Here is a 16,656-nt window from a genome sequence, read left to right as displayed (position 1 = left end):
GGGGGCCGGGGCTGTTACGCAACAGCCGTCCGGCCCCCGTTGTCCGTCTCCGAAGTCCGAAGTCCGAGGAAGTTGGTCCAGCCGTGGTTATGGGGTTCTCGATCGCCCTGATCGTCTTCAGCCTGCTGCTGATGCTGCTGGTTCTGATGCACAAGGGGAAGGGCGGCGGTCTCTCCGACATGTTCGGTGGCGGCATGCAGTCGTCCGTCGGTGGGTCCTCGGTCGCCGAGCGCAACCTCGACCGCATCACGGTGGTAATCGGCCTGATCTGGTTTGCCTGCATCATCGTGCTCGGTCTGCTGATGAAGCTGGACACCTGACCCGTAGTCCGGTACGCAGACGGGAGCGCGGCCTATCATGGACCCGGCGGCTCGCGTTCGCGGGGCGGGGGCGCAACTTCAGTCCCTGGACGCGCGTTGGGCCCTGCGTAGAGTGGGGCGCTCGCAGCTGAGCTGTTTGACGACTCCGCGGCGGTAGCCGCTGATTGATGCAGCGCAGCACCATCACGCAGGGAGTTACGACCGTGGCAAGTGGCAACGCGATCCGGGGAAGCCGGGTCGGAGCGGGGCCGATGGGTGAGGCCGAGCGCGGCGAGTCCGCACCCCGTCTCCGCCTCTCCTTCTGGTGCTCCAACGGGCACGAGACACAGCCGAGCTTCGCCCATGACGCTCAGGTTCCGGACACGTGGGACTGCCCGCGCTGCGGGTTCCCGGCCGGACAGGACCGGGACAACCCGCCGGCCCCGCCGCGCACGGAACCGTACAAAACGCATCTCGCGTACGTACGGGAACGGCGCAGCGACGCGGACGGTGAGGCGATTCTCGCCGAGGCGCTCGCGAAACTGCGGGGCGAGATCTAGGAATTGCGATCCGGCCGGACACCTTCGGGTGCCCGGCCGGACTGCTTCCCCGGACTGCTTCCCCGGGCCGGTTGTCAGTGGCACCCTCTACGGTCCTTGAATCACGGGAACGGAAGGGGGAGTTGTGACGACGAACGAGGCCGCGGCCGCGCAACCGGCGGTGGAAGAGGCGCGGGCCCCGGCCTGGCGCGGGGGGTTCGGCCGGCTGTGGACCGCGGCTGTCGTCTCGAAGTTCGGCGATTCGCTGCGTACGGCCGCGATGCCGCTGCTGGCAGCCTCGCTGACGTCCGACCCCGTGCTGGTGGCGCTGGTGACGGCGTGCGGTTACCTGCCGTGGCTGCTGTTCGGACTGCTGGGCGGAGCGGTGGCGGACCGGGTGGACCAGCGACGGGCGATGTGGGCCGTGGACCTGGTGCGGGCCGCGCTGATGGCCGCCTTCGCGGTGGCGGTCGCCCTCGGCCACGCCTCGATCGCGCTGCTCGTCGCGCTCGCCTTCGCGCTCACCACCCTCCAGACCCTCTTCGACAACGCCGCCACGGCCCTGCTGCCCTCGCTGGTGCCCAAGGCCGCCCTGGGCAGCGCCAACGCCCGGCTGCTGACCGGACAGCAGATCGCGGGAGGCTTCCTGGCCGCCCCGCTGGTGCCGGTGCTGCTGCTGGCGGGCGCGGCCGTGCCGTACGCCGCGGACGCCGCGACATACGTCCTGGGGGCCGTGCTGATCGCCTCGCTGCGGGTGACGGCGCCGGAGCGGGCACCGAGACCCCCGGGCAGCACGCTGCGCGGGGACATCGCGCAGGGGCTGCGGGCCCTGTGGCGTGACCGCGTGCTGCGCGGGCTCTGCGTCGCCACCACGCTGTGCAACATCGGCATGGCCGCGCTCATCGCCACCCTGGTCCTCCAGGTCACCGGCTGGCTCGGCGCCGGACACGGCGGTTACGCGGCGGCCATCACGGCGTACGGCGTGGGCAGTGTGGCGGGCGGGCTGCTGGCCGGCCGGCTCTCCCGGCGGATCGGGCGGGTACGCAGTGTGTTCGTGGCCGGAGCCGTGCAGATCTGCTGCCTGGCGGCGCTGGGACTCGTCCGCGAGCTGTGGGTGACGGTCACGGCGATGGCGCTGTTCGGACTCATGGGGCTGGTGTGGAACACCAACCAGGTGACGCTGATGCAGGAGCGCAGCCCGGAGGCCATGCTGGGAAGGATCGGTTCGGCCTTCCGTACGCTCGCGGTCGCCGGCGCGCCGCTCGGCGCACTGCTGGGCGGTGCGGCCGCCTCCGCCTGGGGTCTGAACACCCCCGCCCTGCTGGCGGCGGCGCTCTTCGCGGCGGCCACAGCATCGCTGGCCGCCCTGATCAATTAGGTTGGAGGAGCAGCGGGGCATGCACGCAGGTACGAGAAGAAGTGGGCTGATGTCCGAGATGAACGCAGAAAGCCGTACCAGGCTCAACCGGATGCCCGAGTGGACCGCTCTCGCGAAGCACCGCGAGCAGCTGGGCCAGACGCATCTGCGCGAACTGTTCGCCGCCGATTCCGGGCGCGGTGCCGGATACACCGTCAAGGTCGGGGACCTCTACCTCGACTACTCCAAGCACCTGGTGACGGACGAGACGCTGGGGCTGTTGCGCGACCTGGCCCGCGGAGCCGGGGTCGCCGAGCTGCGGGACGCGATGTTCCGCGGCGAGAAGATCAACACCACGGAGGACCGCGCGGTGCTGCACACCGCCCTGCGCGCGCCGCGCGACGCGGTGATCGAGGTCGACGGGGAGAACGTCGTCCCCGCCGTCCACGCGGTGCTCGACAAGATGGCCGGCTTCGCCGACCGGATCAGGTCGGGGGAGTGGACCGGCCACACCGGCAAGCGCATCAAGAACGTCGTCAACATCGGCATCGGCGGTTCCGACCTCGGTCCCGCCATGGCGTACGAGGCGCTGCGCTCCTTCACCGACCGGGATCTCACGGTCCGCTTCGTGTCGAACGTCGACGGAGCCGATCTGCACGAGGCCGTGCGGGACCTGGACCCGGCCGAGACGCTGTTCGTCATCGCGTCCAAGACCTTCACCACGATCGAGACCATCACCAACGCCACGTCGGCGCGCGACTGGCTGCTGACGAACCTCCGCGCGGACAGCGGCGCCGTCGCCAAGCACTTCGTGGCGCTGTCCACGAACGCCGAGAAGGTCGCGGACTTCGGCATCGACACGGCCAACATGTTCGAGTTCTGGGACTGGGTCGGCGGGCGGTACTCGTACGACTCGGCCATCGGCCTGTCCCTGATGATCGCCATCGGGCCCGGCCGCTTCCGTGAGATGCTCGACGGCTTCCACCTGGTCGACGAGCATTTCCGTACCGCGCCGGCCGAGGAGAACGCGCCGCTGCTGCTCGGTCTGCTGGGCGTCTGGTACGGGGAGTTCTTCGACGCGCAGGCGCACGCCGTCCTCCCGTACAGCCACTACCTGTCGAAGTTCACGGCGTACCTCCAGCAGCTCGACATGGAGTCCAACGGCAAGTCCGTGGACCGTGAGGGCAACCCGGTCGACTGGCAGACGGGACCGGTGGTGTGGGGCACGCCGGGCACCAACGGGCAGCATGCGTACTACCAGTTGCTGCACCAGGGCACGAAGATGATCCCGGCCGACTTCATCGGCTTCGCCAGGCCGGTCGCCGATCTGATGCCGGGCCTGGAGGCGCAGCACGACCTGCTCATGGCGAACTTCTTCGCCCAGACGCAGGCACTGGCCTTCGGCAGGACACCCGAGGAGGTGCGGGCGGAAGGCGTGGCCGAGGAACTGGTGCCGCACAAGACGTTCCGCGGCAACCACCCGACGACGACGATCCTCGCGGACGAGCTCACCCCGTCCGTGCTGGGCCAGTTGATCGCGCTGTACGAGCACAAGGTGTTCGTCCAGGGAGCCATCTGGAACATCGACTCGTTCGACCAGTGGGGCGTCGAACTCGGCAAGGTCCTCGCCAAGAAGATCGAGCCGGTCCTGACGGAAGGCACAGGCGGCGAGCAGCTGGACAGCTCGACCGCGACCCTGGCCGCCGAGTACCGCACCCTGCGCGGTCGCTGACCGGCCGACGGACGGGAGACGGGGCCGATGGACGGGGGGACGGGGAGTGCGCGGCTCAGGCCGCCGAACAACACGCTCGACCGGCGGGTCATCGGCTGGTGGCGGACGCAGTGGCTGCTGCTGACCGCGGTCCCGGTGGCGGTACTGGCCGTGCTGGGCACGCTCGTCGTGCCCGCACGGCCGTGGCTGCTGCTGTCCGCCGGCGTGCTCGCGGTGCTCGGCACGGCCACCGCGGTGTTCCTGCCGCTGTGGTGGTTCCGGGTGCACCGCTGGGAAGTCACCGGCGACGCGGTGTACGTGCGTACCGGCTTCTTCTGGCAGGAATGGCGGATCGCGCCGATGTCGCGGATCCAGACCGTGGACACCGTGCGCGGGCCGCTGGAACAGGCGTTCAGACTCGCCACGGTCATCGTCACCACCGCGTCCTCCAAGGGCGCGGTGAAGATCGAGGGGCTCGACCACGAGCTCGCCGCGGAGCTGGCGGAGCGGCTGACCCTGATGACGCGGGCCACCCCCGGGGACGCGACGTGAGCGCCCCGGGAGGTGCCCCCGGAGATGGGGCGCGGCCGAGCGGCGGCTGGCGGCGACTGGCCCCGCGCACCGTCCTGGCCGCCGCGCTGGTCATGGCGGGCATCGCGGTGGGCGCCGGAGTGCCGGCCTTCCTCGGGCTGGCGGGGAGCAGGCCGGTGGGGCAGGCGTTCGCCTGGGTGGGGACCGGAGCCGTCCTGCTGATCGCGGGCGGCACCGCGCTCGACTACGTGCGCTGGCGCAGGACGCGGTACCGCATCGGCGCCGAGCGCGCCGAACTCCACACGGGCCTGCTGCTGGTCAAGCGCCGCTCGCTGGCCCGTGAGCGCATCCGCAGCGTCGACCTGACGGCCAATGTGCTGCTGCGGGTCCTCGGCCTCGTGAAGGTCCGTATCGGCACCGGTGAGAACACCGGCGGAGGCGAGTCCACGCTCGAACTCGAGCCGGTGACGCGGGAGGAGGGCGAACGGCTGCGCAGGGAACTGCTGTACCGCGGGACCACCGCGGGCCCCGGCCCCCACCGGGAGGGTGAACTGGCCACGATCGACCCCGCGTGGATCCGGTACGCCCCGCTCTCCTTCGTCGCCCCCGCACTGGGCGGCGCGGCGGCCGGCGGACTGATGCAGGTCAGCGAATGGTTCGGCGCGCAGGGGGAGGTGATCGAGTGGGTGCGGGACCGGTTCCACGACACGCCGGTCGTCTGGATGGTCGTGGTGCTCGTCGCCGGAGCGTGTGCGGCGGGGGTCGTGGGGGCGCTCGGCCTGTGGGTCGAGATGTGGTGGAACTACCGGCTGGAGCGCGAGCCGGGAGGCACGCTGCGGGTCCGCCGCGGCCTGTTCACCACGCGGTCGATCTCCATCGAGGAGCGCAGGCTGCGCGGTGTGGAGCTCGTCGAGCCGCTCGGGGTGCGGACGCTGGGGGCGGCGCGGGTGGACGCGGTCGCCACCGGGCTGGCGGCGGACGTGGACAGCCGGCACGCCGACCACAAGACGCTGCTGCCGGCCGCGCCCCGGGCCACCGCGGAGCGGGTGGCGGCGTACGTCCTGCGCGAGGCCGTCTCACCGACGGGCGCGGCCGGCCTCACGCCGCACCCGCCGGCCGCCCGTACGCGCCGGCTGCGCTGGGCGGTGGGCGCGGCACTGGTCCCGGTGCTCGCCCTCGCCGTCCTCGGCGCGGTGCTGACCGACGTCCTGCTGCTGTACGCCGCCGGGGCGTGCGCGGTGGTGCTGCTGCCGCTCGCGGTGCTCCTGGCACTGGACGCGTACCGCAGCCTCGGGCACGCCATCAGCGGTGGCTACCTGGTGGCGCGGTCGGGAACGGTGCGGCGTACGACGGTCGCGCTCCAGCGGGGCGGAGTCGTCGGGTGGACGGTGAAGCAGTCGTACTTCCAGCGCCGGGCCGGCCTGATCACGCTGACGGCGACCACCGCGGCGGGAGCGGGGGCTTACTCGGTCTACGACGCGCGGGAACCGGAGGCGCTGGCCTTCGCGGAGGCGGCGGTGCCGGGACTGCTGGAGCCGTTCCTGGAGCGGCCGGGGTAGCGGAGGCCGGGCGGCAGGGTCCGCTGCGCGGAGTTTTCCCCGTGCCCGCCCCCTCCCGGTCCGGGGCGCCGCCCCGGGAACCGGAATCCCATGCCGTCCGGCGATTGAGGACAACACCCGCAGGGCGTCCGGGCACCGGGGGCCGCCCCCGCTCCGGGAAGGGGCGGACACGGGAGAAAAGCTGCGGCCCGGCCGCCCGAGGGCGAACCGGGCCGCAGCGGCGGATCAGGCCGAAGCCGGCGGGTAGAGGTCGCGCGGGAGCTGGGAGGCCGCCGCGTCGTCCAGGAGCCACAGCGTCCGGCGGCGGCCGTACGCGCCCGCCGCCGGGGCCTGGATCTCCCCGGCGCCCGACAGCGCGACGACCGCGGCCTTCGCCTTGTCCTCGCCCGCCGCCAGCAGCCACACCTCGCGCGCCGCGCGGATCGCGGGCAGCGTGAGGGTGATGCGGGTGGGCGGCGGCTTGGGGGCGCCGTGGACGCCCACCACCGTACGGTCCGTCTCACGGACCGCCGGGAGCTCCGGGAAGAGCGACGCCACGTGCGTGTCGGGACCCACGCCCAGCATCAGGACGTCGAACGCCGGGACGGGGCCGTGGTCCTCGGGCCCCGCCGCCGCGGCCAGTTCGGCGGCGTACGCAGCGGCCGCCGCGTCCACGTCCGCCCCGAACCGGCCGTCCGAAGCCGGCATCGGGTGGACCCGGGCGGGGTCCAGCGGCACCGCGTCCAGCAGTGCCTCGCACGCCTGGGTGTGGTTGCGCTCCGGGTCCCCGGCGGGGAGGAAGCGCTCGTCGCCCCACCACAGGTCCAGACGCGACCAGTCGATCGCGTCCCTGGCCGGGGCCGAGGCGAGCGCGGCCAGCAGGCCGTTGCCGTTGCGGCCGCCCGTCAGCACCACCGACGCCGAGCCGCGCGAGGTCTGGGCGTCCACGACCTTCGTGATCAGCCGCGCCGCCGCGGCCTGCGCCATCAGCTCCTTGTCGTGGTGGACGACGAGCTGAGGTGCCCTCACTTCGACGCCGCCTTCTTGGAGGCCGAGGAGGAAGCCGGGGCCGAGGACGGCGCCGACTTCTTCGCGGGCTTGGTGGCGGCGGGCTCGTCCGCTTCCGCCGCCGGCGAGGCCGCCTTGCCCTTCGCCCCCTCACCGAGCCGGTCGACACCGAACCTCAGCGTCGACGCGTACGTGTCGTCCGGGTCCAGCCTGCGCAGTTCCTCGGCGATCAGCTCGGAGGTCTCCCGCCGCTTGAGCGCCACCGCGCGGTCCGGCTGCCCCTCGATGGACAGGGAGGCCAGCGAGCCGTCCGCCCGGTCGAGCTTGATCGGGCCGCAGTTGGTCTCCATCTGTACGCCGGTCAGGCCCGGGCCGGAAGACACCGAACGCTTCACGGGTACGTGGAGCCGGTCGGCGAGCCACATGCCGAGCAGTTCCACGCTCGGGTTGAACTCCTCGCCCTCCACCTCCACCGAGGTGACCTCGCACTCCACCTGGTCCAGCGCGGCCGCGAGCATCGAGCGCCACGGCGTGATGCGCGTCCACGACAGGTCGGTGTCGCCCGGTGTGTAGGCCTCGGCGCGCGCCCTCAGCTCATCGACCGGGTGCTCGGCGGCGTACGTGTCCGTGACGCGACGCTGCGCGAGCGCGCCGAGCGGGTCGTTCGCCGGGTCGAGCGGCGCGTTGGCCGCCCACCACACCACGACGGGCGCGTCCGGCAGCAGCAGCGGCAGTACCACCGACTGCGCGTGGTCGATGACCTCGCCGTACAGCCGCAGGATCACCGTCTCGCCGGTGCCCGCCGCGGTGCCCACCCGCACCTCGGCGTCGAGGCGCGCCTTGGCGCGGTCGCGCGGCGAGCGCGAGACCCGCTTGATGACGACGAGGGTGCGCGAAGGGTGCTCGCGGGAGGCCTCGTTGGCCGCCTTGAGCGCGTCGTACGCGTTCTCCTCGTCGGTGACGATGACCAGCGTGAGGACCATGCCCACGGCCGGCGTGCCGATGGCGCGGCGGCCCTGGACGAGAGCCTTGTTGATCTTGCTGGACGTGGTGTCCGTCAGGTCGATTTTCATGGCCGACGCCAGCTCCGTCCGTCTCGTGCGAGCATTTCGTCCGCCTCGACCGGGCCCCAGGTACCGGCCGGGTACTGCGCGGGCTTGCCGTGGGTGTCCCAGTACTCCTCGATCGGGTCGAGGATGCGCCAGGACTGCTCGACCTCCTCCAGACGCGGGAAGAGGTTGGCGTCGCCGAGCAGGACGTCCAGGATCAGGCGCTCGTACGCCTCGGGGCTGGACTCGGTGAAGGACTCGCCGTACGCGAAGTCCATCGACACGTCCCGCACCTCCATCGAGGTGCCCGGGACCTTGGAGCCGAAACGGACCGTGACGCCCTCGTCCGGCTGGACGCGGATGACCAGGGCGTTCTGCCCCAGCTCTTCCGTGGCCGTCTGGTCGAAGGGGGAGTGCGGGGCGCGCTGGAAGACGACCGCGATCTCGGTGACGCGGCGGCCGAGGCGCTTGCCGGTACGGAGGTAGAACGGGACGCCCGCCCAGCGGCGGTTGTCGATCTCCAGTTTGATCGCGGCGTAGGTGTCGGTCTTCGACTTGGGGTCGATGCCCTCTTCCTGGAGGTAGCCGACGGCCTTCGCGCCGCCCTGCCAGCCCGCCGCGTACTGTCCGCGTACGGTCTCCCGGCCCAGGTCCTTGGGGAGCTTGACGGCGCCGAGCACCTTGGTCTTCTCGGCGACCAGCGCGTCCGCCTCGAAGGAGGCGGGCTCCTCCATGGCGGTCAGCGCGAGCAGCTGGAGGAGGTGGTTCTGGATGACGTCGCGGGCGGCGCCGATGCCGTCGTAGTAGCCGGCGCGGCCGCCGATGCCGATGTCCTCGGCCATCGTGATCTGGACGTGGTCGACGTACGACCGGTTCCACAGCGGCTCGAACATCTGGTTGGCGAAGCGCAGCGCCATGATGTTCTGGACCGTTTCCTTGCCCAGGTAGTGGTCGATCCGGAAGACCTCGTTGGCCGGGAAGACCTCGTGGACGATCCGGTTCAGCTCCTGCGCGGAGGCCAGGTCGTGGCCGAAGGGCTTCTCGATGACGGCCCGCCGCCAGGAGCCTTCCCTCTGGTCGGCCAGGCCGTGCTTCTTGAGCTGCTGGACGACCTTGGGGAAGAACTTCGGGGGCACGGACAGGTAGAAGGCGAAGTTGCCGCCGGTGCCCTGCGCCTTGTCGAGTTCCTGAATGGTGGACTTGAGCGTCTCGAACGCGGCGTCGTCGTCGAAGTCGCCCTGGACGAAGCGCATGCCCTGGATCAGCTGCTGCCAGACTTCCTCGCGGAAGGGCGTGCGGGCGTGTTCCTTGACGGCGTCGTGGACGATCTGGGTGAAGTCCTCGTTCTCCCAGTCGCGCCGGGCGAAGCCGATGAGGGAGAAACCCGGTGGCAGCAGGCCGCGATTGGCCAGGTCGTACACGGCGGGCATCAGCTTTTTACGGGACAAATCGCCCGTGACGCCAAAGATGACCAGGCCCGACGGCCCCGCGATACGCGGGAGCCGTCGGTCCTGAGCGTCACGCAGCGGATTGCTGCTGGACAATTTTTAGGCCTCCGAAGGGGCGAGGCGCTTGAGCTCCGCCTCGGTCGACTTGAGCAGGTCGTTCCAGGACGCCTCGAACTTGTCGACGCCCTCGTCTTCGAGCAGCCGCACCACGTCGTCGTAGGCGATCCCGAGCTTCTCGACGGCGTCGAGCTCGGCGCGCGCCTGCTCGTAGGTGCCCGCGACCGTGTTGCCCGTGATGTTGCCGTGGTCGGCGGTCGCCTCCAGCGTCGCCTCGGGCATGGTGTTCACCGTGCCGGGGGCGACGAGGTCCTCGACGTACAGCGTGTCCTTGTAGGCCGGGTCCTTGACGCCGGTCGAGGCCCACAGCGGACGCTGCTTGTTGGCGCCGGCCCGGTCCAGAGCGGCCCAGCGGTCCGAGGAGAAGACCTCCTCGTACGCCTGGTACGCCAGACGGGCGTTGGCGAGGGCGGCCTTGCCCTTGAGCGCCTTGGCCTCGTCCGTGCCGATGCCGTCGAGACGCTTGTCGATCTCGGTGTCCACGCGGGACACGAAGAACGAGGCCACCGAGTGGATCTGGGAGAGGTCCAGGCCCGCGGCCTTCGCCTTCTCCAGACCGGTCAGGTAGGCGTCCATGACCTTGCGGTAGCGCTCCAGCGAGAAGATCAGCGTCACGTTGACGCTGATGCCCAGACCGATGGTCTCGGCGATCGCCGGGATGCCCGCCTCGGTGGCGGGGATCTTGATCAGGGTGTTCGGACGGTCCACCAGCCAGGCGAGCTGCCTGGCCTCGGCCGTCGTCGCCTTGGTGTTGTGCGCCAGGCGCGGGTCGACCTCGATCGACACGCGGCCGTCCTGGCCGCCGGTCGCGTCGAAGACCGGCCGCAGGATGTCGGCGGCGTCCCTCACGTCAGCCGTCGTGATCATGCGGATGGCTTCTTCGACCGTGACCTCGCGGGCGGCCAGGTCGCTGAGCTGCTGGTCGTAACCGTCGCCCTGCGAGATCGCCTTCTGGAAGATCGACGGGTTGGTGGTGACGCCCACGACGTGCTGCTGGTCGATCAGCTCGGCGAGGTTGCCGGACGTGATCCGCTTGCGCGAAAGGTCGTCGAGCCAGACCGCCACGCCTTCGTCGGAGAGGCGCTTGAGTGCGTCTGTCATGAGAATTGCATCTCCTACTTGTCGTTGTACCGGCGTCAGCGGGTGGCGGCAGCCAGCGATTCCCGGGCCGCGGCCGTGACCGCGTCCGCGGTCAGGCCGAACTCCCGGAAGAGCACCTTGGCGTCCGCGGAAGCGCCGAAGTGCTCCAGCGAGACGATGCGGCCGGCCTCGCCGACGTAGCGGTACCAGGTCAGGGCGATGCCCGCCTCGACCGCTACCCGGGCCTTGACGGACGGCGGCAGCACGCTGTCGCGGTACCCCTGGTCCTGCTCCTCGAACCACTCGATCGACGGCATGGAGACCACACGGGTCGGAATGCCGGCGGCCTGGAGCTGCTCGCGGGCCTCGACGGCGAGCTGGACCTCGGAGCCGGTGCCGATCAGAACGACCTGCGGGGCGCCGCCCTCGGCCTCGAAGAGCACGTATCCGCCGCGCGCGGCGTCCTCGTTGCACTCGTACGTCGGCACGCCCTGACGGGTCAGCGCCAGACCGTGCGGGGCGTCGTTGCGCCGCAGGATCTCGCGCCAGGCGATCGCGGTCTCGTTGGCGTCGGCCGGGCGGACCATGTTCAGGCCCGGGATGGCGCGCAGCGCGGCCATGTGCTCGACCGGCTGGTGCGTCGGGCCGTCCTCGCCCAGACCGATGGAGTCGTGCGTCCACACGTAGGTGACCGGCAGCTTCATCAGCGCGGCGAGGCGGACGGCGGGGCGCATGTAGTCGGAGAACACCAGGAAGGTGCCGCCGTAGACGCGCGTGTTGCCGTGCAGCGCGATGCCGTTCATCGTCGAGCCCATGGCGTGCTCGCGGATGCCGAAGTGGACCGTACGGCCGTACGGGTCGGCCTCCGGCAGCGGGTTGCCGGCCGGCAGGAACGACGACGTCTTGTCGATCGTCGTATTGTTCGAGCCGGCGAGGTCGGCGGAGCCGCCCCACAGCTCGGGGATGACACCGCCGAGCGCCTGGAGGACCTTGCCGGACGCGGCGCGGGTCGCCACGGCCTTGCCGGCCTCGAAGACCGGGACCGACTTCTCCCAGCCCTCGGGCAGCTCGCCCGCGGCGATGCGGTCGAACGTGGCGGCGCGCTCGGCGTTGGCGTTGCGCCACTCCTGGAACTGCTTGTCCCAGGCGGCGTGCGCCTCACGGCCGCGCTCGGCCGCCTTGCGCACGTGCGCGAAGACGTCCTCGTCGACCTGGAAGTGCTGCTCGGGGTCGAAGCCCAGCACGCGCTTGGTGGCCGCGATCTCCTCCTCGCCCAGCGCCGAGCCGTGCGAGGCCTCGGTGTTCTGCGCGTTGGGGGCGGGCCAGGCGATGATCGTGCGCGCCGCGATGAGCGACGGGCGCCCGGTCTCGTCCTGCGCGGCCTTCAGCGCCGCGTGCAGCGCCTGGACGTCGAAGTCGCCGTTGGCGCTCTGCTCGATGCGCTGGACGTGCCAGCCGTACGCCTCGTACCGCTTGAGGACGTCCTCGGAGAAGGCGGTCTCGGTGTCGCCCTCGATCGAGATGTGGTTGTCGTCGTACAGGGCGACGAGGTTTCCGAGCTTCTGGTGGCCCGCGAGCGAGGACGCCTCGGCCGAGACGCCCTCCTCCAGGTCGCCGTCGGAGACGATCGCCCAGATGGTGTGGTCGAACGGGGAGGCGCCGGCGGCGGCCTCCGGGTCGAACAGACCGCGCTCGTAGCGGGCGGCCATCGCCATGCCCACGGCGTTGGCGATGCCCTGGCCCAGCGGCCCGGTCGTGGTCTCGACCCCGGTCGTGTGCCCGTGCTCGGGGTGACCCGGCGTCAGGCTGCCCCAGGTACGGAACGCCTTCAGGTCGTCCAGCTCCAGGCCGTAGCCGGCCATGTAGAGCTGGATGTAGAGCGTCAGGCTGGTGTGACCGGGAGAGAGAACGAACCGGTCGCGGCCGGTCCAGTTCGCGTCATTGGGGTCGTGCCGCATCAGCTTCTGGAACAGCACGTACGCGGCCGGGGCCAGGCTCATGGCCGTACCAGGGTGGCCGTTGCCGACCTTCTGTACGGAATCCATGGCCAGGACGCGGGCGGTGTCGACAGCCCGCTGGTCCAATTCGGTCCACTCGAGATCTGTGGTGGTCGGCTTGGTGCTCACCCTGAGTCAGGGCTCCTCTCCACATGTCGAATCCCGGTACTGGATAGGCGCACCGGGCGATGTCGAGCCTACCCCCGCAAGAACCCGCTCATTTCGGCCCTGCGTCCTCCAAAAGAGCGGGTACGGCCCAGGGTGCAGGGCGTTCCCGTTCTTCGCCTCCCGGCGGGCCGGGCAGCCTGCCGGGAGGCCGGTGGAGACCGCACCCAACACGACCCCACCCCGGCGGAGAACGACGTATGGGCAACGTCTAGAGTGGCGTGGTACGCGCAAGTCTTTACCGGGCCTTCACGTCCGGAGCTTGCTGGAATTTCTCTGTCAGGGGTGTGCGTGACGGCCGTCGAGTCCCGACCCGCAGGGGTCGCCTTGACTCCCAGCCCGGGAGGCCACCGGCCGTTCGGAGCCCGGGTCAAGGCGTTCGTGGCGCTGACCAAGCCTCGGATCATCGAGCTGCTGCTGATCACCACCGTCCCGGTCATGTTCCTGGCCGAACAGGGTGTGCCCGACCTGTGGCTGGTCCTGGTGACCTGCCTCGGCGGTTACCTGTCGGCCGGCGGTGCCAACGCGCTGAACATGTACATCGACCGCGACATCGACGCCCTGATGGACCGCACCTCGCAGCGGCCCCTGGTCACCGGCATGGTCAGCCCGCGCGAATGCCTCGTCTTCGGCATCGGCCTCGGCGTGGTCTCGACCCTCTGGTTCGGCCTCCTCGTCAACTGGCTGTCCGCCGCGCTGTCGCTCGGCGCCCTCCTCTTCTACGTCGTCGTCTACACGATGATCCTCAAGCGCCGTACCGCGCAGAACATCGTCTGGGGCGGCATCGCCGGCTGCCTGCCGGTGCTCATCGGCTGGTCCGCGGTCACCAACTCGATGTCCTGGGCCGCCGTCATCCTGTTCATGGTCATCTTCTTCTGGACGCCGCCGCACTACTGGCCGCTGTCGATGAAGGTGAAGGAGGACTACGCGCGGGTGGGCGTCCCGATGCTCCCCGTCGTCGCCTCCAACAAGGTCGTGGCCCGCCAGATCGTCGCCTACAGCTGGGTGATGGTCGCCGTCTCGCTGCTGCTGACCCCGCTGGGTTACACCGGCTGGTTCTACACCACGGTCGCCCTGGTGTCCGGCGGCTGGTGGCTCAAGGAGGCGCACGGGCTCCAGTCCCGCGCGAAGTCCGGGGTGACCGGCGGCAAGCTCAAGGAGATGCGGCTGTTCCACTGGTCCATCACCTATGTCTCGCTGCTCTTCGTCGCCGTCGCGGTGGACCCCTTCCTGCGCTAGAGAACCTGCCCTGGACCCCTGATCTACCCGTCGGTAGCATCGTGGGCATGGCAGACACGAAGCAGGCAGAGCGCAAGGCGGCGAAGCTCGCCAAGGAGATCACCGCCTTCGCCAAGCGGCACGGCGGCGCCGAGGGCCAGCTCGCGTACCTCGGACAGATGGGCACCCGCATCGTGCTCGTCGGCGGGGACGGCGGCTGGGGCGACCTCGTGGCCCCCTCCCACGCCGTCGCGCGGAGCGCCGCCGAGAAGGCCGGGATCACGCTCCACGAGTCCTTCGACGGCGACTTCGCGGCCAAGGTGCGCACGGGACCGTACGAGTGGAGCCGCATGGCCGGCATCCAGGTCGGCGGCCCGTCCAACGACCTGCCGCGCAGCGCCTAGCAACACCTGACGCGGGGGTCACCCGTTAGAGCCTGTGGAAGTACGTCCACCACAGGAGCCCCGGATGATCGAAACGCCTCCCCTGGTGGACCAGTACTGCCACGGAGTGCTCCGTACGGAGCTGGGCCTCGGCACCTTCGAGACCCACCTCGCCACGACCCCCGCGCCACCCGCACCCGGCACCACCTTCTTCGACACCCAGACGGGCTTCGCCGTACGCCGCTGGTGCCCGCCGCTCCTCGGCCTCGAACCGCACTGCCCGCCCGCGCGCTATCTCGCGCGCCGCCGGGAGCTGGGCGTACTGGAGAGCGCAAGGCGGCTGCTCAGGGGCACCGGGATCGCCACCTACCTGGTGGACACCGGGCTGCCGGGGGACCTCACGGGGCCCGCCGAGACAGCGGCGGCCGGCGCGGCCCAGGCCCGTGAGATCGTGCGCCTGGAACTGCTCGCCGAGCAGGTCGCCGACACGTCCGGAACCGTCGGGAACTTCCTCGTCAACCTCGCCGAGGGCGTGCACAGCGCGGCGGGAACCGCCGTGGCCTTCACCTCCGTGGCAGGCGTACGGCACGGACTCGCCCTCGCGCCGCATCCGCCGGGCCCCGGCGAGGTGCGCGGGGCGGCGGGGCGCTGGCTGGCCGGACGCCGGGCCGGGGGCCGGCTGACCGACCCCGTGGTGCTGCGGCACCTGCTGTGGATCGCCGTCGCCTCCGGGCTCCCCCTGCAGCTGCACGCGGGTGCCGCGGATCCCGGTCTGCGCATCGACCGCACGGACCCGGTACTGCTCACAGACTTCGCGGCCGCCACCGCGGGCCTCGGCACCGACCTGGTGCTGCTGCACGGCTATCCGTACCACCGGCACGCCGCCCACCTGGCGAGTGCCTTCCCGCATGTGTACGCCGATCTGGGGCCCGCACTCGCCCACACCGGGGCGCGGGCCGCGGGTGTACTCGCGGAGATCCTGGAGCTGGCGCCCTTCGGCAAGCTGCTCTTCTCCAGCGGCGCGCGGGGGCTGCCGGAGCTGCACGTCGTCGGCGCCCGGCTGTTCCGCGAGGCGCTGGGCAGGGTGCTCGGCGGCTGGGTCGGCGACGGGGCGTGGTCGCGGACGGACGCCGAGCGGGTGGCGGGGATGATCGCGGCGGGCAATGCCCGCCGCGTCTACGGGCTGGCCTGACCGGGGGCTGCCCGGCCGGGGGCGGCCGTCAGACGGCGGCGGTCACCGATGAGCCGGGCCGAGCGGCGGCGGGCAGCGGAGCCGCGCCTTCGAGCGGGCGCTCGCGCAGGCTCAGCGCCAGCCGCAGTACCGCGATCCACATCAGCGACGAGCCGAGCATGTGGACGCCGACCAGGATCTCGGGGACCTCGGTGAAGAACTGGACGTAGCCGACGGCGCCCTGGGCCAGCAGGACGACCAGCAGGTCGCGGGCGCGCGCCCGGGTGTCGCCCGGGGCGTCCACCACGCGCAGGACGAACCACATGGCGATGGCCAGCGCGCAGACGACCCAGGCGGCCACCGCGTGCACGTGAGCGGCGTCGATCCAGTCCCACGGCATGCGCGCCACGTCGCTGCTGTCACCGGCGTGCTTGCCCGAACCGGTCACCGTCGTACCCAGGGCGATCAGCAGCCCCGAGGTGACGAGGAGCGCCCAGGACAGCTTGCGGACGGGGCGCGGGACGCGCGGCCGGGGGGCGGTGTCGCCCTCGCGGGTGCGCTGCCAGGTGATCACGGCGACCGTGAGCAGGGCGTTGGCCAGGAGGAAGTGACCGGCGACGGACCACGGGTTGAGGCCCGCCCAGACCGTGATGCCGCCGATGACGGCGTTGCCCATCACGATCCAGAACTGGAGCCAGCCGAGGCGGGTGAGACCGCGCCGCCAGGGCTTCGTGGACCGGGCCGCGACGATCGCCCAGCCGACCGCGGCCGACAGGACGTACGTCAGCATGCGGTTGCCGAACTCGATCGCGCCGTGGATGCCCTGGGCGGGCGTCGCGAAGAGACTGTCGTCGGTGCACTTGGGCCAGGTGTCGCAGCCGAGGCCGGAACCGGTCAGCCGTACCGCGCCGCCCGTGACGATGATGACGACGGTCATCACGACGGCGGCGAGCGCGGCGCGCTGGAGCGTGCGGGGGGTGGGCGTCCAGCGCCGCGCGATGAGGGCGAGGGGGGTCAACACGGCAACCATCGTAGGACGGGGCTT

Annotated in this window: 15 protein-coding genes; 9 read left to right on the top strand and 6 right to left on the bottom strand. The window is 71.3% G+C overall.

Annotated elements, in window-relative coordinates; all coding sequences use genetic code 11:
- The first annotated feature begins 89 nt into the window (after nucleotides 1–89).
- From secG to ABD374_RS25985, 6 genes are all read left to right on the top strand, one after another.
- Nucleotides 90–320: a preprotein translocase subunit SecG gene (secG, locus tag ABD374_RS26010; RefSeq protein WP_344498424.1), complete on the top strand. Its 231-nt coding sequence runs from the start codon at nucleotides 90–92 to the stop codon at nucleotides 318–320.
- A gap of 203 nt (nucleotides 321–523) precedes the next feature.
- On the top strand, nucleotides 524–859 hold the full coding sequence (locus ABD374_RS26005; protein ID WP_344498043.1) for an RNA polymerase-binding protein RbpA: 336 nt from the start codon (nucleotides 524–526) through the stop codon (nucleotides 857–859).
- A gap of 124 nt (nucleotides 860–983) precedes the next feature.
- Nucleotides 984–2,216, top strand: a complete 1,233-nt coding sequence (locus ABD374_RS26000; protein ID WP_344498042.1) for an MFS transporter — start codon at nucleotides 984–986, stop codon at nucleotides 2,214–2,216.
- Between the two features lie 58 nt (nucleotides 2,217–2,274).
- On the top strand, nucleotides 2,275–3,927 hold the full coding sequence (gene pgi, locus ABD374_RS25995; protein WP_344498422.1) for a glucose-6-phosphate isomerase: 1,653 nt from the start codon (nucleotides 2,275–2,277) through the stop codon (nucleotides 3,925–3,927).
- Between the two features lie 27 nt (nucleotides 3,928–3,954).
- A complete protein-coding gene (locus tag ABD374_RS25990; RefSeq protein WP_344498041.1) occupies nucleotides 3,955–4,458 on the top strand; it encodes a PH domain-containing protein in 504 nt (167 codons plus the stop codon).
- On the top strand, nucleotides 4,455–5,996 hold the full coding sequence (locus tag ABD374_RS25985; protein ID WP_344498040.1) for a PH domain-containing protein: 1,542 nt from the start codon (nucleotides 4,455–4,457) through the stop codon (nucleotides 5,994–5,996). Before ABD374_RS25990 ends, ABD374_RS25985 begins: the two co-directional genes overlap by 4 nt.
- 225 nt (nucleotides 5,997–6,221) lie before the next feature.
- On the opposite strand, the gene pgl is transcribed toward ABD374_RS25985, so the two are convergent.
- Genes pgl through tkt form a run of 5 tightly spaced genes read right to left on the bottom strand, consistent with a single transcriptional unit; the run spans nucleotide 6,222 to nucleotide 12,803 of the window.
- The gene (gene pgl, locus ABD374_RS25980; protein WP_344498039.1) at nucleotides 6,222–7,004 is read right to left on the bottom strand and encodes a 6-phosphogluconolactonase; all 783 of its coding nucleotides are present in this window, start codon (nucleotides 7,002–7,004) and stop codon (nucleotides 6,222–6,224) included.
- Nucleotides 7,001–8,056, bottom strand: a complete 1,056-nt coding sequence (opcA, locus tag ABD374_RS25975; protein ID WP_344498038.1) for a glucose-6-phosphate dehydrogenase assembly protein OpcA — start codon at nucleotides 8,054–8,056, stop codon at nucleotides 7,001–7,003. Before opcA ends, pgl begins: the two co-directional genes overlap by 4 nt.
- Nucleotides 8,053–9,576 carry a glucose-6-phosphate dehydrogenase gene (gene zwf, locus ABD374_RS25970; RefSeq protein WP_344498037.1) on the bottom strand — a complete coding sequence of 508 codons (1,524 nt, stop codon included), beginning with the start codon at nucleotides 9,574–9,576 and terminating at the stop codon, nucleotides 8,053–8,055. The genes opcA and zwf overlap by 4 nt, the downstream gene beginning before the upstream one ends.
- A gap of 3 nt (nucleotides 9,577–9,579) precedes the next feature.
- Nucleotides 9,580–10,698, bottom strand: coding sequence for a transaldolase (gene tal / locus ABD374_RS25965; protein ID WP_344498036.1), 1,119 nt, complete (start codon nucleotides 10,696–10,698; stop codon nucleotides 9,580–9,582).
- Between the two features lie 35 nt (nucleotides 10,699–10,733).
- A complete protein-coding gene (tkt, locus tag ABD374_RS25960) occupies nucleotides 10,734–12,803 on the bottom strand; it encodes a transketolase (protein ID WP_344498035.1) in 2,070 nt (689 codons plus the stop codon).
- Between the two features lie 321 nt (nucleotides 12,804–13,124).
- Between tkt and ABD374_RS25955 the strand changes: the two genes are divergently transcribed.
- The 3 genes from ABD374_RS25955 (at nucleotide 13,125) to ABD374_RS25945 (ending at nucleotide 15,632) form a co-directional block, all read left to right on the top strand.
- The gene (locus ABD374_RS25955) at nucleotides 13,125–14,078 is read left to right on the top strand and encodes a heme o synthase (RefSeq protein ID WP_344498034.1); all 954 of its coding nucleotides are present in this window, start codon (nucleotides 13,125–13,127) and stop codon (nucleotides 14,076–14,078) included.
- A 47-nt stretch (nucleotides 14,079–14,125) separates the two neighbouring features.
- The gene (locus ABD374_RS25950) at nucleotides 14,126–14,461 is read left to right on the top strand and encodes a hypothetical protein (RefSeq protein ID WP_344498033.1); all 336 of its coding nucleotides are present in this window, start codon (nucleotides 14,126–14,128) and stop codon (nucleotides 14,459–14,461) included.
- Nucleotides 14,462–14,525: 64 nt separating this feature from the next.
- Nucleotides 14,526–15,632: an amidohydrolase family protein gene (locus tag ABD374_RS25945; protein WP_344498032.1), complete on the top strand. Its 1,107-nt coding sequence runs from the start codon at nucleotides 14,526–14,528 to the stop codon at nucleotides 15,630–15,632.
- A 28-nt stretch (nucleotides 15,633–15,660) separates the two neighbouring features.
- Here ABD374_RS25945 and ABD374_RS25940 read toward each other — a convergent pair whose 3' ends face one another.
- A complete protein-coding gene (locus tag ABD374_RS25940; protein ID WP_344498031.1) occupies nucleotides 15,661–16,641 on the bottom strand; it encodes a COX15/CtaA family protein in 981 nt (326 codons plus the stop codon).
- Between the last annotated feature and the right edge of the window lie 15 nt (nucleotides 16,642–16,656).

The organism is Streptomyces enissocaesilis, assembly GCF_039533765.1.
Taxonomy (GTDB): domain Bacteria; phylum Actinomycetota; class Actinomycetes; order Streptomycetales; family Streptomycetaceae; genus Streptomyces; species Streptomyces enissocaesilis.
This window is presented reverse-complemented; position numbering and strand designations above follow the sequence as displayed.